Consider the following 20,607-nt stretch of genomic DNA (forward strand, 5'->3'; position numbering starts at 1 on the left):
GTACCGTATAAACTATAGTATTCACTTTGAGAAGTGATATTTACATGGAGAGTTTTTAAGAGTCTTTTTGAAATAGTTACATGACTGCAGAGAGGGGAGCACATAATGTTTAAAGTTATTATAGTAGATGATGAAATGTTTACACGTAAAGGGTTAATTAAATTGATCGACTGGGAAGCTTGTGGGTTCGAAGTTGTAGGGGAAGCTGACAATGGAGAAGATGCATTAGAATTGATAGGAAGAATTGAGCCTGATCTAGTCATTACGGATATCCGTATGCCTGTTCTTGATGGACTGGAACTTATAAGAAGGGTTACTGAGGAAGAGGCTGCAGATCCCGTGTTTATTATCATTAGCGGATATGATGATTTTAATTATGCTCAGAAGGCAGTGAGATATGGTGTGCATGATTTCATTCTTAAGCCCATAGACGAGATTGAATTCACTGAAACGCTTCAAGCACTAATGATGAAGCTAACCCGAGATCAAGAGGATCGTAGTATTAAGGATAACCTGTTGACCGGTGCGATGATAGAGACACTTATTCTAGATCATCCAGACGATGCTTTCTTGGCTGAATGGGAAGATCGGCTGATGTTGAAAGAAGTGAGTGGACTATATTATATGTTTGCTGAGTTAAATGATATTCATCTTGCAACGGAAGAGGGGATGTCTCCAAGCCTTTCAGTATTCAGGGAAATTCTGCAACGGACTCTCCAACGGATCACAGGGGGCGGACAGCCCTTCTATTTACATGAGCATCGTAACCGTATTGGTTTCATCATTCCAGACAGTATGCTTCAGCCCTTCCAAGGTAAGATTGGGCCATTCGTAGAAGTTCTGTTGGAACAGCTGAGGAATGAATGTGGTTTCAGAATTTTCTTGTATGCAGGCTGCAAGGTAGAGTGCCTAACGAACATACGTGAATCATATCGAAGTGCTAAGGAAGCGCTACAATACAAATATGTGCATGATGATACAGGTATCGTTATTCATGATGAAGGGTCCATGCAGGCGCTGCAATATATGAGTCTGGACGATAAGCTGTATAGCCAACTGGTTGAACAGATTGAGGAGATGGCATTTGAAAATTTGAACAAAACGATTGATGAGATATTTGATAACTTCCGTGACAAATGCTATGCACCAGAAGCAGTGAAAACGAATATCCATCAATGCGTGACGATGATCGTTAGAATCATTCATGAAATGGATGGTGATAAGCAGGAAATCACTACATTAGAGATGCTATTGGACTGGCATGACTTGAATCTGTCTCTTAGCGAGTTAAGAAGAATCTTCATGAAGTTCGCGGAGGAGAGTGGTCGGTATATTGCTAATCTCCGGAAAAAACAGCAAGGTGGCGATATTCCGAAAATTAGGTCATATATTGAAGCGAATTATCAGGAAAATATTAGTCTTAAGTCCATTGCGGCGGTATTTTATATTAATCCAGTATATCTAGGTCAGGTTTTTAAGAAGACATACGGGATGTATTTTAACGATTTCTTGCAACAATTGAGGGTTAATGAGGCGAAAAGGCTATTGCGGCAGACTGATCTACGTATTTACGAAGTGGCTGAACGGGTAGGATTTGGAAACAGTGATTATTTTGTAACCCGATTTGAGAAGATTGAAGGCGTTACCCCAAGTGAATATCGTAACAGTTTAATAAAGGGGGGGAAGTCCCAAAGGACGGCTGAATGAGACTTAGTCTGAATAATATTCGCATGCGTGGTAAAATGTTGATCATTTATTTTTTATGCGTATTCGTGCCACTCTTAATTATTAGTTATATTTTCTATTATACGACGACCAATAATATGAAAGATCAAATTATTGAAGATAGCACTCGCGCTATGGAGCAGATAAAGAACGAGTTCGCAAAGGAAGTCGAAGGCACGATGGAAATATCATCCTTGTTCTATATGGATCATCTACTAAATGAAGTTATTGATACAGAATATACTCATCCTGCTGCGTACATTGGAGCATATGACGGCTATCTGCGCCGAATTCTAAATGCATACAGCCCTGTATATAATGCGGTGGGGGAGATCACGATCTATGTGAATAATCCGACGTTATTATATTCTGGCGGGGTTAATATGATTGATGAGCGAGTGATGGAGAACGAGTGGTACGAGCAGATTGTGAGTAATCGTTGGTCTCAACCGATCATCGTGCGGACAGGTGGTGGCGAGTCGATGAGAACGTTCAGCGTCATTCGCAGGATGGATTCCTTTTATTCGCAAAATAATTATCAGAAGATCCTAAAAATTGATATGAAAATGTCGTCTATAAAACAGATATTTAGCAATTTGAATTTACAAGGTAGCACTTATCTATTGGACGGAAACGGTCAGATTCAGTATACAACGGATCCGAGCATCGATATAGACAAGGAGCCTGTAGCTTTCAATACGATAGAATCTTCTGATGATCAGATTGAATTTCGCACGAAATATACGATGACGAATGATCTGAATGGATGGAGTATCGTAACAAGGGCTTCCAAGGAGGAAGTATTCAAGGAAGTACATCAATCGCGTAATTTCATCATTCTGATTACAATCATGAATACGCTTTTACCTACTTGTATTATTATCTGGGTCACTCGCTCACTGAACGTACGGATTATCCGTATTTTGAAACATATGAAGAGGGTTAAGAATCAACACTTTGATATCATTAAGGAAGATCATTCTCAAGATGAGATTGGTCAATTGACGGAAGAGTTCAATCGAATGACTCTCCAGATCGCCAATTTAATTAATGATGTGTACGTGGCAGATATTCAGAAGAAAGATCTCGAGATTCAACGTAGGCATGCTCAACTTAATGCTTTGCAGAGTCAGATCAATCCTCATTTCCTCTTTAATGCACTAGAGACTATCCGAATGCGTAGTGTCATGAAGGATGAGAAGGAGACGGCTCATATCATACAGAACATGGCAAAGATATTCCGCAACTCGCTTATCTGGAAGAAGGATATGATTACGCTCAAGGAAGAGCTTGATTTCATTCACTGTTTTCTTGAGATTCAAAGATATCGTTTCGGAGATAAGCTTGATTATACTGTGCGAGTCGAAGAGAGTCTGTATAAGTTCCTTATTCCTAAGATGTCTGTCTTAACATTCGTGGAGAATGCGAGTATTCATGGAATTGAACCACTGAAGTCAGGTGGACAGATTGTGGTGGATATTAAGCGGGATCGAAACGATCTTGTTTTTCTTATCCAAGACAACGGTGTGGGGATGGAACATGAGAAGATCGAGCGGCTTTACAGTTATATCAAGGAAGAGGAAGATATGGGCGAAAGGGTAGGTATACAGAATGTAATCTATCGTCTTAAGCTATATTTCGGTACACGCTTTGAGCTAGTGATCGATAGTCATCCTGGAGAGGGAACTCAGATTATGCTCACAATCCCATTAGAAGAATAATGAAGTATCTATAGTTTTCTAAGTGTCAACTTTAGAATGGTGGGTAAACGTAATAAAGTCGCTGATCTATAATGAATATGAAAGTGCTTACAAAACAATCATAGTTCGAAAGGGGATTGTCATGAGTATGGGAAAGAAACAGATAGGCTTGATTTGTCTAGCGGCAGTTATGATGGGGACTATTCTAGCGGGCTGTTCCGGTAATAATGGGAATACAGCAAGTGGGGGTAACACGGGTACTACGAAAGATCCGGTAGCAACAGAGCAAAAGGTAGATAAGGTTACTTTCAGTTATTTCAGTGCAGCAGCAGGTAAAGATGTTAACACGAAAGATACGAATATTGGAAAAATCTACGAAGATCAGACGGGTGTGAATTGGAAAATTGAGCATCTCGTAGGTGATGAGAATACGAAGGTTGGTACATTTATTGCCAGTAATGACTTTCCAGATGTCATCGTACCAGGAGAGTCTATTGATAAGATTGTTGATGCAGGTGCGTTCATCCCTCTCAATGATTTGATCGAGGAACATGGTCCGAACATTAAACGAGTATATGAACCTTATTTCAACTTAATGAAGGATGAGGAAGGTAATATCAACTTCCTACCATTCAGTGCAACCGTAGGCGAGTTTCAGCCAGAACCCAATATAACACAAGGTGCATTCTGGATTCAACGTCGGGTGTTGAAAGAAGCTGGATACCCAACAATTAAGACATATGATCAATATTTGAACTTAATTCGTGATTATGTTGCTAAGCATCCTGAAGAAGATATGATTGCTTACTTGGCACTGACTTCACAAGACCAGTTCTTCGCTTTCACTAATCCACCAATGCATTTGGCAGGCTATCCAAACGATGGTGGCACTATCATTGATATGGAGACTCACCAAGCAAGTGATTATGGAGACGATGTAGATAGCACTAAACGTTATCTTCAAGAATTGAACAAGCTCAATGCTGAGGGACTTTTCGATAAGTCATCCTTCGTGGATACGAAAGATCAATATATTGCGAAGCTTGCTTCCGGTAAAGTTCTTGGATTCTTTGACTACAAATGGCAAGCGGCAGATGGCATGAATAGTCTTCGTGAAGCTGCAGTAGCAACGGGTAACGATGATCTAGATTATATGGCACTTCCTATCGTATTTGACGAAGACATAAAGGATCAATATATTGAGCCACCATCCTTTGTAAACAATCGGGGTATCGGTATCACAGTTAGTGCTAAGGACCCGGTTCGTATTATTCAATTCTTCGATAATATGCTAACTGATGAGAACCAAGTTCTCAACCAATGGGGAATTGAGGGTGAGACCTTTGGTGTTAATGAGGAAGGACGCTTCCACCGTACAGCAGAACAAATTGTACAAACGAATGAGAAAGCGTTTCAACAATCATTTGGTTTCACCTATTTCAATTATAGCTGGCCAATGTATGGTGGGGGATCATCGTATACGGATGGTAACTCTGTAAGTCCAGGAACTCAACCAGAAGTTGCACAAATGTCATATACTGATGGTGATAAGAAGTTGTTGGAGGCTTACAATATTGAATCATTCTCTCAACTTTTCTCTGCACCAGATGAACGCCCTTGGTATCCTGCATGGAGCATTGCGATTCCACAAGGATCAGATGCGCAAGTCTTCGAACAGAAGAGAAGTGACTTACAACGCAAATACTTCCCACAACTAGTCCTTGCAGCTCCTGCTAGTTTCGAGAAGATTTGGACCGAATATTACACAGAATTTAACAAACTAGATGTTAAGTCATTTGAAGATGTAATTAATGCTGGAGTAGCTAAAAAAGTAGAAATATTAACAGGTAAGTAGAACGATTGTTGGAGAAGGGAAGGGGAGTTGTCTAGATTTGGTCGACGGCCCTTCCTTTCTCATTTATCGATTCTACGGAGGATAGAGAGGAGAATATACTGTGAGCAATAGCACTCCAATAGTACCACATGAGTTTCCAACGATAGTTGATACACCAACAGGATGGAAACTTTTCTTGAAGAGAATTCGTCAGCAGAAGGTATTGGTATTCATGTCCGTTCCTTTTTTAATCTGGTTATTTGTTTTTAAATATGTCCCTCTTTGGGGCTGGACCATTGCTTTTCAGGATTTCAAACCAGCTAAAGGCTTTACGGATCAGAAATGGGTTGGTCTAAAGCATTTTAGTTTCTTATTTCAAGATAAACATTTCCTATTAGTACTTCGGAATACATTAGCCATGAGCTTTATAAACCTTGTATTAGGATTTTGTACAGCAATTATTCTAGCGTTACTACTTAATGAACTACGTAAGGTGATGTTTAAAAGGGTTGTACAGACTATCAGTTATCTACCTCACTTTATATCATGGGTAGTTGCTGCCAGTATTATCACTACCGTGCTATCAGCAGACGGAGGAGTTATTAACGAATTGCTTATGTGGGTTGGTTTTATCGATGAGCCGGTCCTATGGCTTGGAAAAGGTGAATATTTCTGGGGAATACTCGGTGCTTCAGAAGTCTGGAAGAATGTCGGCTGGAACACTATTATATATTTAACGGCAATAACATCGGTAGATCCGTCACTATATGAGGCTGCAGAAATCGATGGAGCAGGGCGTTTCAAGAGGATCTGGCATATTACACTACCAGGTATCAAGCCTGTTATTGTTATTCTAATGATTATGAATATTGGTAACTTACTTGAGTCTGGATTCGAACCGCAATACTTGCTCGGCAACGGGATGAATATCGACTTCTCTGAGAACCTAGATATCTTCGTACTCAAATATGGTATTCAAATGGGTAACTTCTCATTATCTATTGCAGCTGGAATGTTCAAGACTATCGTCAGTTTTATTTTGTTATTCAGTGCTAACAACATCGCGAAGAAATTGGGCGAAGATAGACTTTTCTAAGGAGGATTTATAATGGCAAAGACAGGACAGAAATATGCGCGTTTCAAATCCCCTGGGGATCGGGCTTTTGACACCTTCAATATTCTAATGATGTTATTACTAGTCGTAGTGACACTATATCCCTTTATTAATACATTAGCGGTTTCACTCAATCAGGCGAATGACTCGATTAAAGGCGGTATCTATTTATGGCCTAGAGAATTCACGTTAGAGAACTACAAATATATTCTAAAAGAATCATCGATCTACCAAGCGACCTTTATTTCAGCAATGAGAACGATCATAGGTACGGTAACCTCCGTATTATGTTGTTCTATGGTAGCCTATACGATCAGTCGTCCGGAATATGTACTACGTAAGTTTGTATCTCTTGCTTTTATCCTTACCATGTATTTCAGTGGTGGATTGATTCCTAACTTCTTACTTATTCGTGAACTAGGTATGATTGGTAGCTTCTCTGTATATATCATTCCTGGATTGATCGGAGTATTCAACGTTATCGTTATCCGTTCGTTTATTGAGGGATTACCTGAAGGAATCCTTGAATCAGCACGGATCGATGGAGCAGGGGAATTCACAACGTTCTTACGTATCGTAGTTCCATTATGTGTACCTGTACTTGCAACTGTCTCACTCTTTACGGCAGTGGCTCAATGGAACTCGTGGTTTGACGTGTTCCTCTACAACTCATCTTATCCTGAGTTAAGTACGCTACAATATGAGCTTATGAAGATATTGCAGAACTCAGGTGCATCTATGAACTCTCAGGATTATTCAACCATGTTCTCTACTGGGAGTATAGCCAATCAAGTTACACCAACATCTATTCGTGCTACGATGACAATAGTTGCCAGTGTTCCGATTATGTTGGTGTATCCATTCTTACAGAAGTACTTTGTTCAAGGGATGACTATTGGTGGCGTAAAAGGATAAGGAGGAGATACTTTATGACGATTACAGGAGTGCGTAAGGAAGCGAAGCTGAAGGAAGTATTCGCTGAGGACTTTCTGATTGGGGCAGCGGTGAACCCTAAGACGATTATTACTCAGAAGGAATTGCTAGCTTATCATTTCAATAGCATTACAGCGGAGAACGAAATGAAGTTCGAGAGTCTACACCCAACGGAGGACACATATACATTCGAGTTGGCAGACCAACTGGTAGACTTCGCACGGAGTAACGATATGTCGATGCGAGGACATACGTTAGTCTGGCATAATCAAACAACGAATTGGTTATTCGAAGACAAGAATGGCAAGGCTATTGATCGCGAGACATTACTTGGGCGAATGAAGGCGCATATCGATACGGTAGTAGGTCGATATACGAATGACATTTATGCTTGGGATGTAGTGAATGAGGTCATTGCGGACGAAGGGGAAGAATTGCTCCGGAAGTCGAAGTGGCTAGATATTATTGGACCTGATTTCATTGCCAAAGCATTCGAGTATGCACATGAGGCTGATCCGAAAGCGTTGTTATTCTATAACGATTACAATGAATCTCATCCGCTTAAGCGAGATAAGATTTATAAGTTAGTGAAGTCACTTCTTGATCAAGGAGTGCCGATCCACGGTGTAGGTCTTCAAGCGCATTGGAATTTATATGATCCATCACTAGATGATATTCGTAGTGCGATTGAGAAGTATGCTTCCCTTGGTCTGAAACTGAACTTTACAGAACTGGATGTATCCTTATTCCGTTTCGATGATAAGCGTACAGATCTGACTGCTCCTCCAGAGGATTTGCTAGAGATGCAAGCAGAGCGATATGATGCGATGTTCAAGCTAATGAAAGAGTATCGAAGTGAAATCACTTCTGTTACCTTCTGGGGAGCGGCTGATGATTACACATGGTTGGATGATTTCCCAGTACGAGGACGGAAGAATTGGCCATTCCTGTTTGATGAGTTGCATCAGCCGAAGGCTGCCTTCAATAGACTTGTGGGACAAGAGAAATAGGCTTTAGACAAGAAGAAACGGCATAGCCGTATTTATCCGTGATGCCGGTCTTCGTGACCGGCATTTGTTGTATAATATAAGATAAATCCTACATTTAAATACAAGCTTATGATACCCAAGGAGGGAATATATCGTATGGAAAGCACTTTATATAAAGCCTGGCTACAATATTCTGAGGTGAAGGATCCAGCATTACGAGCTGTGTACACTGAGATTCTTGGGAATGTCGTGACGGGAATTAGAACAACGGATGTCGTCATGAATGCTGCGATACATGAACTGAAGGAAGCAGTCTCTTCCATGTTAGGTATTAGAATTGATGTGACAAGTGAGTCCACAGAATCTTCGTATATTCGTATAGGCACAGCAACAGAGGCAAAAGATTGGGTAGAGCTTGAAGGCGATCAAGGTTCCTCATTAGATGTGTTGCAAGATATTAAGAATCTCTCAATCGAAGGATTTATATTACGGCATATCGTTTCGAATCACGGGAGTTGTTTGTTGTTGATTGGGGGTTCTACAACTGGAATCTTATACGGTGTATTTCACTTGTTGAGACTTATCGCAAGCGGCGTTCAGCTTACAGGGCAATATATAATAGATCAACCAACCAATCAGATGCGGATGATTAATCAATGGGATAATGTAGATGGTTCTATTGAGCGGGGATATGCTGGTTCGTCTATCTTCTATTATAATGGGAAGATTACGGAACATTTAGTTAGAGTCAAAGATTACGCACGGATGTTAGCCTCCGTCGGGATTAATAGTATTTCCATAAATAATGTCAATGTGCATGAGATAGAGACAGGCTTCATCACGCCCGAACGGCTACCTGATGTGGCAAGAGTTGCAGGAGTATTTCGTGAATACGGCATTCGTCTGTTTCTCAGTGTGAACTTTGCGGCACCGATTGAAGTCGGTGGACTGACAACGGCTGATCCATTGGACGAAGGTGTTCGACAATGGTGGCGTAATACCGCAGATGTTGTGTACCAATGCATTCCAGACTTCGGTGGTTTCCTCGTTAAGGCGGATTCAGAGCATCGTCCAGGTCCGTTTACGTATAATCGCGATCACGCAGATGGGGCGAACATGCTTGCCGAAGCGCTGGAACCACATGGTGGAATTGTGATCTGGCGTTGTTTCGTATACGACTGTATGCAGGATTGGCGTGATCGATCAACAGATCGAGCACGTGCGGCATATGACCATTTCAAACCATTGGATGGAAGGTTCAGGAATAATGTGATGTTACAAATTAAGAATGGACCGATGGATTTCCAAGTGCGGGAGCCTGTCTCGCCGTTATTCGGTGCGATGAAGCAGACGAATCAGATGTTAGAATTCCAAATTACACAAGAGTATACCGGCCAACAGCGGCATGTATGCTATCTAGTACCACAATGGAAGGCAGTACTTGATTTCGAGACACATGCTAATGAGCAAGGGGCACAGGTCAAGAGAGTCGTAGAGGGATCTGTGTTCAATATGAAATACAGCGGTATTGCTGCAGTCTCGAATATCGGAGATGACGAGAACTGGACGGGGCATACATTAGCTCAAGTAAATCTATATGGATATGGCAGACTCATTTGGAATCCAGACTTATCCTCTGAGGACATTGCGGAAGAGTGGGCGAAGCTCACATTTGGGAATGATGCTCAAGTAGTGGGAATCGTATGTGGCATATTGATGAAATCTTGGTCTATATATGAGAGCTATACAGCACCGCTAAGCGTTGGCTGGATGGTAACACCGCATTATCATTATGGACCAGATGTGGATGGCTATGAATATTCACGTTGGGGAACGTATCATTTTGCTGATCGAAATGGGATGGGCGTAGACCGTACATCAGCGACGGGAACGGGTTATGCATCTCAATATTATGCTGAGAATGCGGCTTTATATGAGTCTATAGAATCATGCCCAGACGAACTTCTGTTGTTCTTCCACCATGTTCCGTATAGTCATCGCCTTCATTCGGGTAAGACCGTTATCCAACATATTTATGATGATCACTTCGAGGGAGCAGAGGCAACGAAGCTACTTCAGAGAGAATGGTCTGAGCTGGAGGGTCTAGTAGATAGTGATCGTTTCAATCAGGTGACGGAACGTCTGCAAGAGCAGATGGAGCATGCTCATCACTGGCGAGATGTTATCAATACGTATTTTTATCGTAAATCAGGCGTAGAAGATGAGCAGGGTAGAACCATTTACTAATGGAGGGAATACAGACAATGAGTATACTGAAAAGTTATAAGAACCCAGTCCTCTCGGGGTTCCATCCAGATCCGAGCGTTATTCGTGTAAATGATGATTTCTACATGGCTGTTAGTTCCTTTGAATACTACCCAGGTCTGCCGATATTTCATAGTCGGGACCTTATCCATTGGCAACAGATAGGTCATGCGCTAACCCGCAAGAGCCAGCTTGATTTGTCCAGCAGACAAAGCTCTGAAGGGATATATGCGCCTACACTTCGCTATCATGAGGGCGTATTCTATCTAATTACGACAGATGTTTATGGTATCGGGAACTTCTTTATTACAGCAGAAAAGCCCGAGGGACCGTGGTCTGACCCCATCTTGATTCCTCTTTACGGAAATATTGACCCATCCTTGTTCTTTGATGATGATGGCAAGGTATATGTGACTATACAGAAGGGCGCAGATCAAGAATCTCATATTATCCAATATGAGATAGATATTAGTACGGGTAAGGCGTTGAGCGAACCTGTTGTCGTTGCAAGGGGTGATGGTGGCGTATGGACGGAAGGTCCTCATCTGTACAAAATCAATGGTTTCTATTATATAACTTGCGCATGTGGTGGTACGGGTCCAGATCATCGAGTACTCGTATACCGAGCACGCACGCCGTATGGTCCTTTTGAAATGATGCCACATCCGATGTTAACACATAATCAACTTGCTGATCATCCCTTCCAGAACCTTGGGCATGCTGAGCTGGTTGAGGATTCAAATGGAGATTGGTGGACGTTATTTCTAGGTGTACGTCCCGTTGATGGGCAATATAGTGTCCTTGGTCGGGAGACATTCCTTGCCCCAGTAACATGGAGTGAGGACGGTTGGCCGACAGTTGATAACAATGACGGTACTGTGCAACAGGAGATGATCGTGAATCGGTTAGGGAAGAATCCAGAAATGAACGATGCGGATGAAGACGAAGCGAATGAATCTCAGATAGGCGGGTCAGATACTTCTGGTTCCATAGGCTGGCGAGATGACTTCGATGACGAGCAACTTGATCATCGGTGGGCATTTATCCGTACGTTGCCAGAAGAACGGCTGTCGTTGAGTGAGTTGCCAGGGTACATTTCGCTTAAAGGGAATAGACACGGCCTTAAGGATAACGAGCCATCGCTATTCGTTGGCGTACGCCAACAACATCGTTGTATGACTGTATCATCAGAGTTACTATTCGCTCCACAAGTGGATGGAGAGGAAGCTGGGTTAGCGGTAAGGTTGAACGAACAGGGACATCTTACCCTTGGGGTTCGCAGAGTAAATGGGGATCGAGTGCTAATGGCAGTTGCTGTTGATCGCGGAGAGACGACGCTACTGGGAGAGGTATCTGTGTTAGAAGATATCATTGAGCTACGTATTATTTCGCAAGAGCGTGAATATGAGCTAGCGTATTCTACGGATGGATCGACTTGGAATACACTTGCTACAGCGGCAGCGAACATCGTATCACCAGAACGAAACGGTGGATTTACCGGAGCACTAATGGGTCTTTATGCAACGGGTAATGGTGTGGACAGTCAGACTTCTGCTTACTATCACTACTTCGATTACCATATTTCAGAGTAACGAAGAGGGGATTTACACCTCATGCGAATAATAGTATTGATCCATTCAAATAATAGAAATCAAGCCAGAGTAATCCCTTAATGGGTAATACTCTGGTTTTTTTAAAATATAAGAAAATATAAGATTCACTTCATATTCTAATCCTTATGTTTCTACTTGGTTCAGTAAGACTGAAATAAATTCCTCTTTTCGAGTATAATAGAGTATATGTGATAGGTGATTCGTGGAAACATATGTCCATAAGGCAAATAAACTGGAATAGAAGAGGTCGAAACATGAGCAATCAAGGATTTACAGACTATACACTTAGTGAAGAAATTGTAAGGGCACTTAATAACCTAGGTTATAACCATCCAACAGAGGTACAACGTGAAGTGATACCGATGGCGCTAGATAGACAGGATCTTGTCGTGAAATCACAGACCGGAAGTGGAAAGACGGCAGCCTTCGGTATTCCGATCTGCGACATGGTTGATTGGAAAGAGAACAAGCCGCAAGCGCTCATTCTAACACCTACCCGTGAGTTGGCTGTACAAGTGAATGAAGATATCACGAACATCGGACGATACAAACGGATTAAGGCTACGGCTCTTTACGGAAAGACACCTTATGCGAAACAAACGGCGGAGTTGAAACAGAAGAGTCATGTCGTTGTTGGAACGCCTGGGCGTGTATTAGATCATATCGAAAGGGGAACGTTTGCGCTTGATCGTTTGGAGTATCTTGTGATTGATGAGGCGGATGAAATGTTGAATATGGGATTCATTCAGCAGGTAGAATCCATTATTGAGAAGCTTCCGAAAGAACGATTGACGATGTTGTTCTCAGCAACGTTACCGCATGATGTGGAGAAACTATGCTACAAGTATATGAATAATCCTGCTGTCATAGAAATTCAAGCTACTGGTATCACAACAGATACGATCAAGCATTCATTATATGAAGTGAGAGAATCAGAGAAATTCTCTTTGCTTAAAGATGTAACGGTAGTTGAGAATCCAGATAGCTGTATTATTTTCTGCCGGACGCAAGAGCATGTGAATCAAGTAACGGAACAATTAACTAATGCCAACTATACCTGTGCCAAAATTCATGGGGGTATGCTTCAAGAGGATCGTTTCGAAGTGATGAATGATTTCAGAAGAGGCCAATTCCGCTATCTGGTAGCTACGGATGTAGCAGCGAGAGGGATTGATATTGATAATATCACCCATGTCATCAACTATGATCTGCCTATGGAGAAGGAAAGTTATGTACATCGTACAGGAAGAACGGGTCGTGCGGGTAAGACAGGTAAAGCGATCACATTTGTAACTCCTTATGAAGAGAAATTCCTCAGTGAAATCGAAGGATATATTGGGTTTACGATTTCTAAAATGAATCCACCTTCTAAAGAGGCAGTTGAACAGAATAGAGAGGCTTTTCAAGGGAAGATGGGTATTGAGCCTACTCTTAAACAAGATAAGAACAAACAATTAAACAAAGAAATTACGAAGTTATATTTCAATGGTGGTAAGAAAAAGAAGATTAGAGCTGTAGATTTCGTAGGTACCCTGGCCAAAATTGAAGGTGTAACAGCTGACGATATTGGTATTATTACGATCCAGGATAATGTATCCTATGTTGAAATATTGAACGGTAAGGGTCCACTAGTTCTTCAGATGATGAAGGATACGACTATCAAAGGGAAACTGTTGAAAGTTCATGTGGCGAATAAGAGGTAAGTGAGGAATGACGATGAGAACCTATCTATACATGGTTCTAGTGCTCTCTATTTTCATATCAGGTTGTATCGATCCGGGGAATGTTGTGTCAGAGGCTCAGGATTCATTTGCTGCCCAAATTGTGAAGGACTACCCTGAACTGTTAGATAAGGAGTACGAGATTACAGTCATCAAGCGCATCGTAGACGGGGATACTTTCGTGACAGCCTCGGGTGAGAAGGTGCGAATGATTGGAATGAACACACCTGAAGTATTTGGCGAAGCGGAGCATTATGGGCAAGAAGCAAGTGATTTCAGCAAGCAGCGGCTAGAGGGGCAGACGGTTTACCTATTCAAGGATGTAAGCGACACTGATAAATATGATCGATGGTTACGTTTTGTATTTGTTGAGGATGATCCCATCATGTTTAACGAGACATTGATTATGGAAGGTTATGCGAATACGATGTCATTGTCTCCTGATGTCTTATTCACTAAGAAATTCTCAGGACTGAAGCGTGAAGCACAGAATGATGTTATAGGATTATGGGCTGAGGCGGATTCAACTCCATCTTGTGACAATCCGCAGATCAAAGGCAATATTAATTCCCGGAACGATAAAATATTTCACATCCCCGGTGGGGAAGGATATAACGAAACGAAAGCAGAAGTCATGTTCTGCACGGATCAGGAAGCTATTGCTTCCGGATTTAGACAAGCAGGTCGATAATGATGCTTGCATACAAGAAGGCGCAATCCGAAACGCAGAGCATTCTGCGGATGGGAGGGCGTCTTTTTTATCAAAATATAAGAAAGTATAAGTTTTTTGGGGAACCGAAGGGTCCCACTTTTTAATGTTGTATAAATTTCTATGGAGACACCGCGTGTAGTGGCATCATGGAGGGTAACCACGTACATTTTTTAACGGAAATAGCATCCTCTATTTTGCCTAAATCGTCACTTTTGGAATTTTAGCGGAAGTGAGCGACCTTATTTGGCCATTTCCTTCTGATTTGAGCTGTTAATGTGCATATAGAGGTCTGTATTTCCGTTAGAATTTCATGTTGGTATTTTTCGTGGAATAAGGTCTGTGGCTTCCGTTAGAAAGGTTAGAGAATCTACCGCTGGCGAATAAGGGCCTAAACTACACTTAAATTAGCAGAACCCTAGAAAGTAGAACAAAAGAAGGGAATGGGTATGGAGCGAAAAGTTCACGGTCCGCCTTTAAAGTCGTGTTTCATCATCTAATAACAATTCAAAGAACACGATTTTAAGAGCGGATGTAGCCCATAATCAGTCCCTTCCTACCCACGACATAAACTCCTCAACCAAGGACGCCGCAGGCGTTTTTCTTATTTTCTAAATAATGATCTTTTCGCTGACTATCTATAGTAAAATGTAAATATTAACAGTCAAAAGTATTGGAGGGAAAGCATGAACGAGTTTAAAGATCGCCTATTTCTTATACAAGATAGTCAGAATAAATTGACGAAAGAGGTTCAAGCTTTAATTCGTGAGTATGAGTCGCATGACTTAATGCATGAGAATGAGAATCTTCGGGAGAAAGCTAAGGAACATCAGCTTCGCTTAGTGGCTTTGCAAGCTAAGGTAGCGCATCTGGAGAAGGAGAATGGGAGAATTCGCACTTCTCTGACGGAGCAGATCCTTAATGAGAAATTAAATGTTATACACGTATCACGAGAGAAATTGGATACATACTTTGCAAGTAGAATCGCTGAGCATTCGAACCGGCTAGGAGAATTTGAAGTTCAAGTAAAGAGTGGGGTTCACCGTCTGTATGAACGAGCATCCAACCATCTGAAAGAGGAGAAGGAAGAGATGGCTGCGAAGCTTGCGCAAATCTCTAACGAGTTAAATCATAAGATCATGCTGCACCGCGAGCGGTTGATAGAAGACGAGAGGAGACTTCATGAACAAGTTACGAATGGGCTAGATCAACTCGCTTCGGAAGAAGTGACAGAAGAGATCATGCAGAAGAGAATAAAGCAGAACCAATTTGAGATGAAAATCGGATTGAACTGGTTGAATAAGGTCGCTATACTGCTCCTAGTTTTGGGTGTAGGTGCTGGTTTTAGATTAATGTATTCGGGTTGGTTCAATGGGTATATGAAGGGTATGACCTTTTTCTTACTTGGAGTACTTATGCTAGTAGGTGGAGAATGGTTATTCCGTAAGAATAAGCAGACATTCGCGTTAGGGTTATTAGGTGGCGGTATTTCTGTGCTGTATGGTTCTATCTTTTATAGTTACTTTTTGTTAGCAATAATCAATATGACTGTCGGTTTATCTTTATCTGTTCTAGTATCGTTAACCGCAGTGTTACTGTCTTTGAGGTATCATTCGCGTAGTATTATTTCACTAGGTCTTGTGGGCGGTTATCTGCCGTTGTTCTCATATATGGGGACCTTTGGTCTTGAGGGTAATGCTGTTTATGTAGCTATGGGTTATTTGTTCCTACTGAATGTATCCATTCTGCTCGTCTCATTTCGCAAGCGTTGGGCCGTTGTCAATTACATCAGCTTTTTATTCAATGTCCCATCTATGATCGCTTTGATTCTGTTATCTAATAGTGAATCTGTCAGTATGCTGTATGTCGTAATTACGTTTACGATGTATCTTGGCATTACGCTGGGGTATGCATTTAAGCATTTATCTAAGTTATCTTGGTGGGACTTCACGTTACTAGCCTTGAACACGTTCATTAGTTGCTCCGCATTATATATGTTGTTTACCGCAGCAGATTGGGAGAATTTCCATGGATTGCTGGCATTGGTCTTCTGTCTGGTGTATTTCGGATTAGGCAGATTCCTCGAAAAGTTCATGCAACAGGAGAAACAGTCTATGCTGTTATTCTACGCCACTTCGCTTACATTTGCGGTGCTCATGATTCCGTTCCAGTTCGGTGCAGAGTGGGTATCGATCGGTTGGCTTATAGAAGGTGTTCTGTTAACGATCTACGGAAGTCGTAATCGATTTAGGCAGTTGGAGAGAGCGGGTTGGGGTATTCTAACGCTATGTCTAGGATCATTCTTTATAGTAGACATGTTAACAAACTTGGTTGGCTATAATCCTGATCACTTTGTTATGAAATATAGCTTTATTACTGTAGGCATGCTGTTAGTCACATGTTATTATGCTGTTCAGCAACATAAGAAGGTAGCACAGCTGTACAGTCGACCTATTGAGGCGCAGCTCATCAAGGTGTTTAAATACGCTACATTACTGAACGTGTGGTTTTATTTAATGTACGAGATGGGGAATCTATATAACACTTGGGTGCCAAGGGAGTTCAGCCATTTCGGATTCTATCGAATGTTGCTCATCGCGACAGTAACCATTGGACTCGCCTATGCACTATCCAAAGTTACGGTGTTGTATGACCGCGTGGTGAAGTACTACGGTCTAGCTTTATACGGAATCGGTTACTTCTTATGTCTCATTATTACATTAAGCATTCCAGCACTCCAGTCAAATTATATGTATAATTCGGCAACGGAATATATAGCGCTAGGTATATTGGTTGGCTTTAACATATTAGTGTTCTTCAGTATCCGTGACGTGCTGATTACATTTATTCGCCAGCAGTATAAGAGCCTAGAGATGTATCCGGTTGTTCTAGGGGTATACTTGCTCGGGATACTAACCTCTTTTCTAGTCGTTCAATTCCAATTAACAGAGGTAGGATTGATCTTTAGCGTGCTGTATTTACTACTCGCTATCGTGTATATCATGTTCGGATTCCGTTACCGATATGTGTACATTAGACGTCTCGGATTAGGGCTGACACTAGTCGCCACAGGGAAATTAATATTGTACGATCTGAGTTTCTTATCGGCCGGAAGTAAGATGTTTGCGTATTTCACATTCGGACTTGTGTTACTGGGTATTTCCTATGGTTATCAGAGGGTATCGAGCAGAATGGGGGAGACTCATGACAATGGTAAGGTTGAAGTGGATTCGAAGAACTAGCGTGATCCTCTTGGTAATGCTCTTAATGGGTGTATGTTTTGGAAGAGATGTTATTGTTGCAGTCTCACAAGATGGACAACAGGAATGGCGTTTCTCGAAGGGGATTGAATTGCAGAGTAGTGGTCCTTATCATGCATTATTTCTAGATGAAGAAGTGTACTTTGGAGCGGGTGAGAATTTAGGAGACTTACGAATAGTGAATCAGAAAGGGCAATTCGTCCCTTATTATATCGATAGCGGGTATGGAGAGGCTAAGGAGCAGACGAAGGTCTATTCCTCTTCATTGCTTCGTACAGCCATGAAAGATGGTAATACGTTATTAGATTATAAGATTACGCGAGTGGCAGACAATGTGGATATTCAGGGAAATCTTCTATCCGTGGAGTTGCCAGAAGGAGCCTTTCTGAAGCATGTTAAGGTGTACGGGAGTTATGATGGCAACCAGTGGGAACTCGTAGAACAGAGTGATTTGTACCGAACAGACCAGTTGGAGAAGAATAGTATTGATCTAGGCTCCGAGTACAAATATGAATATTATCGATTGAGTGTTCTCAATAATGTAGAGGAACTGACATTTCCAAGCTTACAACTGATTCATAATACGCAAGAGCGACAATGGATAGACTATAAGAAGTTGGGGAGACCATCCTATGAAGTTAAGCAGGAAGATGAGTTCACCCAAATCATCGTAAATAATGAAAGCCGTCTGCAAATTAACGAATTGCAGTTAATGGCGGAGAGCAATAATTACACAAGATCATATAAGTTATATGATGATCAGGGGATCAGGATTAACACGGTTGGGGAACAAGAAATATACCAATTGGACTTCAAAGATGCGCAGATCAGGAACGATATGATCACAGCAGCTGACCCGATCAGAAGTCCTTATATAACAATAGAAATAAATAATCGAGATGACTTACCATTAGACATTGCAGGGATTGGCATAGCCTATATCGTTGACAAGTTGGTGTTCGAGGATAAAGGAGAGGGACCGTATAAGTTACTTTACGGGAATACCTCTGCTACCAAGCCACAATATGATATTGTAAATTTTAAGAGTCATATCGAACAAGAGGATGTAGGGCTTGGAAAGCTAAGTATACAAGTGAAAGCCGAAGTTCCTGCAACTACAAAGGAAGATCCTGCATGGTGGTTACAACAAAAGTTGTGGTTCAACGGGATGATTATCGTTGTATCGTTAGTGTTGATTGTCTTGCTAATCAAGAAGCTGAATCCCTCTAAATAAGGGATAATCCAAATAATCCAAGTGTAGATCTTCTTGGTAAGAATAAGGTGATAACTCAGCTATACGTATATATGAACGTCTAGTATAATGTTGGAGATCAGATAGAGAGATATTAGCCTTATAATCAGGCTAGATTAGTGGAGGGAGTCATACATTTGCAAGTAAATAAACGGAATCAATCATTGAGTAAAGAGGAACGTTTCTCATCCTCAGGATTTATATTTGCGGCTATTGGAAGTGCAGTTGGGCTAGGTAATATGTGGAAATTCCCCTATATTACAGGGCAATATGGTGGTGCAGCCTTTTTCCTGCTATTCGTTGTATGTCTAGTGGTTGTAGGTTTGCCAGTACTTCTAGCAGAACTTGCCATCGGCCGAGGGGGTCGTGGGAGTGCCTCTTCATCATTTGTTAAATTAAGCGGAAGCAAAATATGGGGTGGGCTAGGCATGATATCGGTTATAGCACCGTTTATCATCATGTCTTTCTATGCTATTGTCGCGGGATGGACGCTTCATTATGCTATGTTATCATTTAGTGGAGAATTATTCTCAAATACAGATTTCTCAGCACAGTTTAGCGGGTTCATGTCGGGGTATACACCAATTGCGTGGCAGGGTGTCGTGTTAATACTAGTAGGATTCGTTGTCATGAAGGGGATCTCGGGAGGGATAGAGAAGTTCAACAAAATTCTTATTCCAGGGATGTTGATCCTCTTAGTTATATTAATGGTACGAACTCTAACGTTACCTGGTGCAAGTGCTGGGGTATCCTTCTTTTTAAATCCTGATTTCTCTAAGTTGACCCCAGAGTCTACACTTGTTGCCCTGGGTCATGCATTCTTCTCGTTATCGCTTGGAATGGGAACGATGATTACGTATGGTTCATATGTTGAGAAACGTCAGTCACTAGGAGCAGGTACACTTGCTATTGGTGGTGGAGATCTACTCTATGCACTGATTGCAGGGTTGATTATTTTTCCTACGACCTTTGCCTTTGGCATAAATCCGGCAGAAGGTCCTGGACTTGTATTTGTAGCTTTACCAGCCGCATTCTCTGCCATGCCATTCGGTGCTTTCTTTGGTGGGCTGTTCTTCATCCTGCTTGCGATTGCTGCACTGACTTCCACTGTGTCCTTGTTAGAAGTACCTGTCACCTATACAATGGATCGCTTTGGTTGGAGTAGAACTCGGTCTGTATGGATCATTGTGATTGGATGCTTCATACTCGGTGTACCTGCTGCATTGTCATTAGGTGCAGCTCCTGATCTAGCATTTGGGGGAATGATTATTTTTGATTGGATGGATTTCTTCGCCTCGAATGTGTTGTTGCCACTTGGAGGATTAATTGTCACTATATTTGCTGGATATTTCTATAAGGGTGTTGCAGAAGAAGCAGGTCTAACCGCAGGTTGGTTCCGAATATGGTTGTTTATGCTTCGATTTGTAGCTCCGATTCTTGTTGTATTCGTATTTCTACATTCATCTGGCATCATTAAATTCTAGATTGAAGA

The 20,607-nt window shown here is 41.6% G+C and carries 13 protein-coding genes; all 13 read left to right on the forward strand.

From position 1 onward, the window contains the following. Positions 1-105 precede the first annotated feature (105 nt). The 13 genes from AC1TO9_RS09335 to AC1TO9_RS09395 all read left to right on the forward strand — a co-directional run bounded on the left by AC1TO9_RS09335 (position 106) and on the right by AC1TO9_RS09395 (position 20,599). Positions 106-1,707: a response regulator gene (locus tag AC1TO9_RS09335; protein ID WP_482055884.1), complete on the forward strand. Its 1,602-nt coding sequence runs from the start codon at positions 106-108 to the stop codon at positions 1,705-1,707. Then, entirely contained in the window at positions 1,704-3,446 is a 1,743-nt protein-coding gene (locus tag AC1TO9_RS09340; RefSeq protein ID WP_482058984.1) for a sensor histidine kinase, read from the forward strand. The genes AC1TO9_RS09335 and AC1TO9_RS09340 overlap by 4 nt, the downstream gene beginning before the upstream one ends. Before the next feature lie 127 nt (positions 3,447-3,573). Next, the gene (locus AC1TO9_RS09345; RefSeq protein ID WP_482058985.1) at positions 3,574-5,280 is read left to right on the forward strand and encodes an extracellular solute-binding protein; all 1,707 of its coding nucleotides are present in this window, start codon (positions 3,574-3,576) and stop codon (positions 5,278-5,280) included. A gap of 211 nt (positions 5,281-5,491) precedes the next feature. Next, on the forward strand, positions 5,492-6,355 hold the full coding sequence (locus AC1TO9_RS09350) for an ABC transporter permease (RefSeq protein WP_482055966.1): 864 nt from the start codon (positions 5,492-5,494) through the stop codon (positions 6,353-6,355). 12 nt (positions 6,356-6,367) lie between these two features. Next, entirely contained in the window at positions 6,368-7,288 is a 921-nt protein-coding gene (locus tag AC1TO9_RS09355; protein WP_482055887.1) for a carbohydrate ABC transporter permease, read from the forward strand. 14 nt (positions 7,289-7,302) lie between these two features. After that, positions 7,303-8,316, forward strand: a complete 1,014-nt coding sequence (locus AC1TO9_RS09360) for an endo-1,4-beta-xylanase (protein ID WP_482055888.1) — start codon at positions 7,303-7,305, stop codon at positions 8,314-8,316. 135 nt (positions 8,317-8,451) lie between these two features. Beyond that, positions 8,452-10,542 carry an alpha-glucuronidase family glycosyl hydrolase gene (locus AC1TO9_RS09365; RefSeq protein ID WP_482055889.1) on the forward strand — a complete coding sequence of 697 codons (2,091 nt, stop codon included), beginning with the start codon at positions 8,452-8,454 and terminating at the stop codon, positions 10,540-10,542. A gap of 17 nt (positions 10,543-10,559) precedes the next feature. Beyond that, positions 10,560-12,152, forward strand: coding sequence for a glycoside hydrolase family 43 protein (locus AC1TO9_RS09370; RefSeq protein WP_482055890.1), 1,593 nt, complete (start codon positions 10,560-10,562; stop codon positions 12,150-12,152). A 275-nt stretch (positions 12,153-12,427) separates the two neighbouring features. Then, positions 12,428-13,876 carry a DEAD/DEAH box helicase gene (locus AC1TO9_RS09375; RefSeq protein ID WP_482055891.1) on the forward strand — a complete coding sequence of 483 codons (1,449 nt, stop codon included), beginning with the start codon at positions 12,428-12,430 and terminating at the stop codon, positions 13,874-13,876. Positions 13,877-13,883: 7 nt separating this feature from the next. Then, positions 13,884-14,585 (forward strand): thermonuclease family protein, encoded by a 702-nt coding sequence (locus AC1TO9_RS09380; RefSeq protein WP_482055892.1) that lies wholly within the window; start codon positions 13,884-13,886, stop codon positions 14,583-14,585. 704 nt (positions 14,586-15,289) lie between these two features. Beyond that, positions 15,290-17,845 carry a DUF2339 domain-containing protein gene (locus tag AC1TO9_RS09385; RefSeq protein WP_482058986.1) on the forward strand — a complete coding sequence of 852 codons (2,556 nt, stop codon included), beginning with the start codon at positions 15,290-15,292 and terminating at the stop codon, positions 17,843-17,845. Then, the gene (locus tag AC1TO9_RS09390) at positions 17,814-19,097 is read left to right on the forward strand and encodes a DUF3999 family protein (protein WP_482058987.1); all 1,284 of its coding nucleotides are present in this window, start codon (positions 17,814-17,816) and stop codon (positions 19,095-19,097) included. The genes AC1TO9_RS09385 and AC1TO9_RS09390 overlap by 32 nt, the downstream gene beginning before the upstream one ends. Before the next feature lie 155 nt (positions 19,098-19,252). Then, positions 19,253-20,599: a sodium-dependent transporter gene (locus AC1TO9_RS09395; RefSeq protein ID WP_482058988.1), complete on the forward strand. Its 1,347-nt coding sequence runs from the start codon at positions 19,253-19,255 to the stop codon at positions 20,597-20,599. The last annotated feature ends 8 nt before the right edge of the window (positions 20,600-20,607 follow it).

The organism is Paenibacillus sp. Y916 (genome assembly GCF_056786435.1).

Excerpts from the sequence above, each read along its gene's own strand:
- AC1TO9_RS09335 (WP_482055884.1), top strand. The coding sequence starts at position 106 with ATGTTTAAAGTTATTATAGTAGATGATGAAATGTTTACACGTAAAGGG.
- AC1TO9_RS09340 (WP_482058984.1), top strand. The coding sequence starts at position 1,704 with ATGAGACTTAGTCTGAATAATATTCGCATGCGTGGTAAAATGTTGATC.
- AC1TO9_RS09345 (WP_482058985.1), top strand. The coding sequence starts at position 3,574 with ATGGGAAAGAAACAGATAGGCTTGATTTGTCTAGCGGCAGTTATGATG.
- AC1TO9_RS09350 (WP_482055966.1), top strand. The coding sequence starts at position 5,492 with ATGTCCGTTCCTTTTTTAATCTGGTTATTTGTTTTTAAATATGTCCCT.
- AC1TO9_RS09355 (WP_482055887.1), top strand. The coding sequence starts at position 6,368 with ATGGCAAAGACAGGACAGAAATATGCGCGTTTCAAATCCCCTGGGGAT.
- AC1TO9_RS09360 (WP_482055888.1), top strand. The coding sequence starts at position 7,303 with ATGACGATTACAGGAGTGCGTAAGGAAGCGAAGCTGAAGGAAGTATTC.
- AC1TO9_RS09365 (WP_482055889.1), top strand. The coding sequence starts at position 8,452 with ATGGAAAGCACTTTATATAAAGCCTGGCTACAATATTCTGAGGTGAAG.
- AC1TO9_RS09370 (WP_482055890.1), top strand. The coding sequence starts at position 10,560 with ATGAGTATACTGAAAAGTTATAAGAACCCAGTCCTCTCGGGGTTCCAT.
- AC1TO9_RS09375 (WP_482055891.1), top strand. The coding sequence starts at position 12,428 with ATGAGCAATCAAGGATTTACAGACTATACACTTAGTGAAGAAATTGTA.
- AC1TO9_RS09380 (WP_482055892.1), top strand. The coding sequence starts at position 13,884 with ATGACGATGAGAACCTATCTATACATGGTTCTAGTGCTCTCTATTTTC.
- AC1TO9_RS09385 (WP_482058986.1), top strand. The coding sequence starts at position 15,290 with ATGAACGAGTTTAAAGATCGCCTATTTCTTATACAAGATAGTCAGAAT.
- AC1TO9_RS09390 (WP_482058987.1), top strand. The coding sequence starts at position 17,814 with ATGGTAAGGTTGAAGTGGATTCGAAGAACTAGCGTGATCCTCTTGGTA.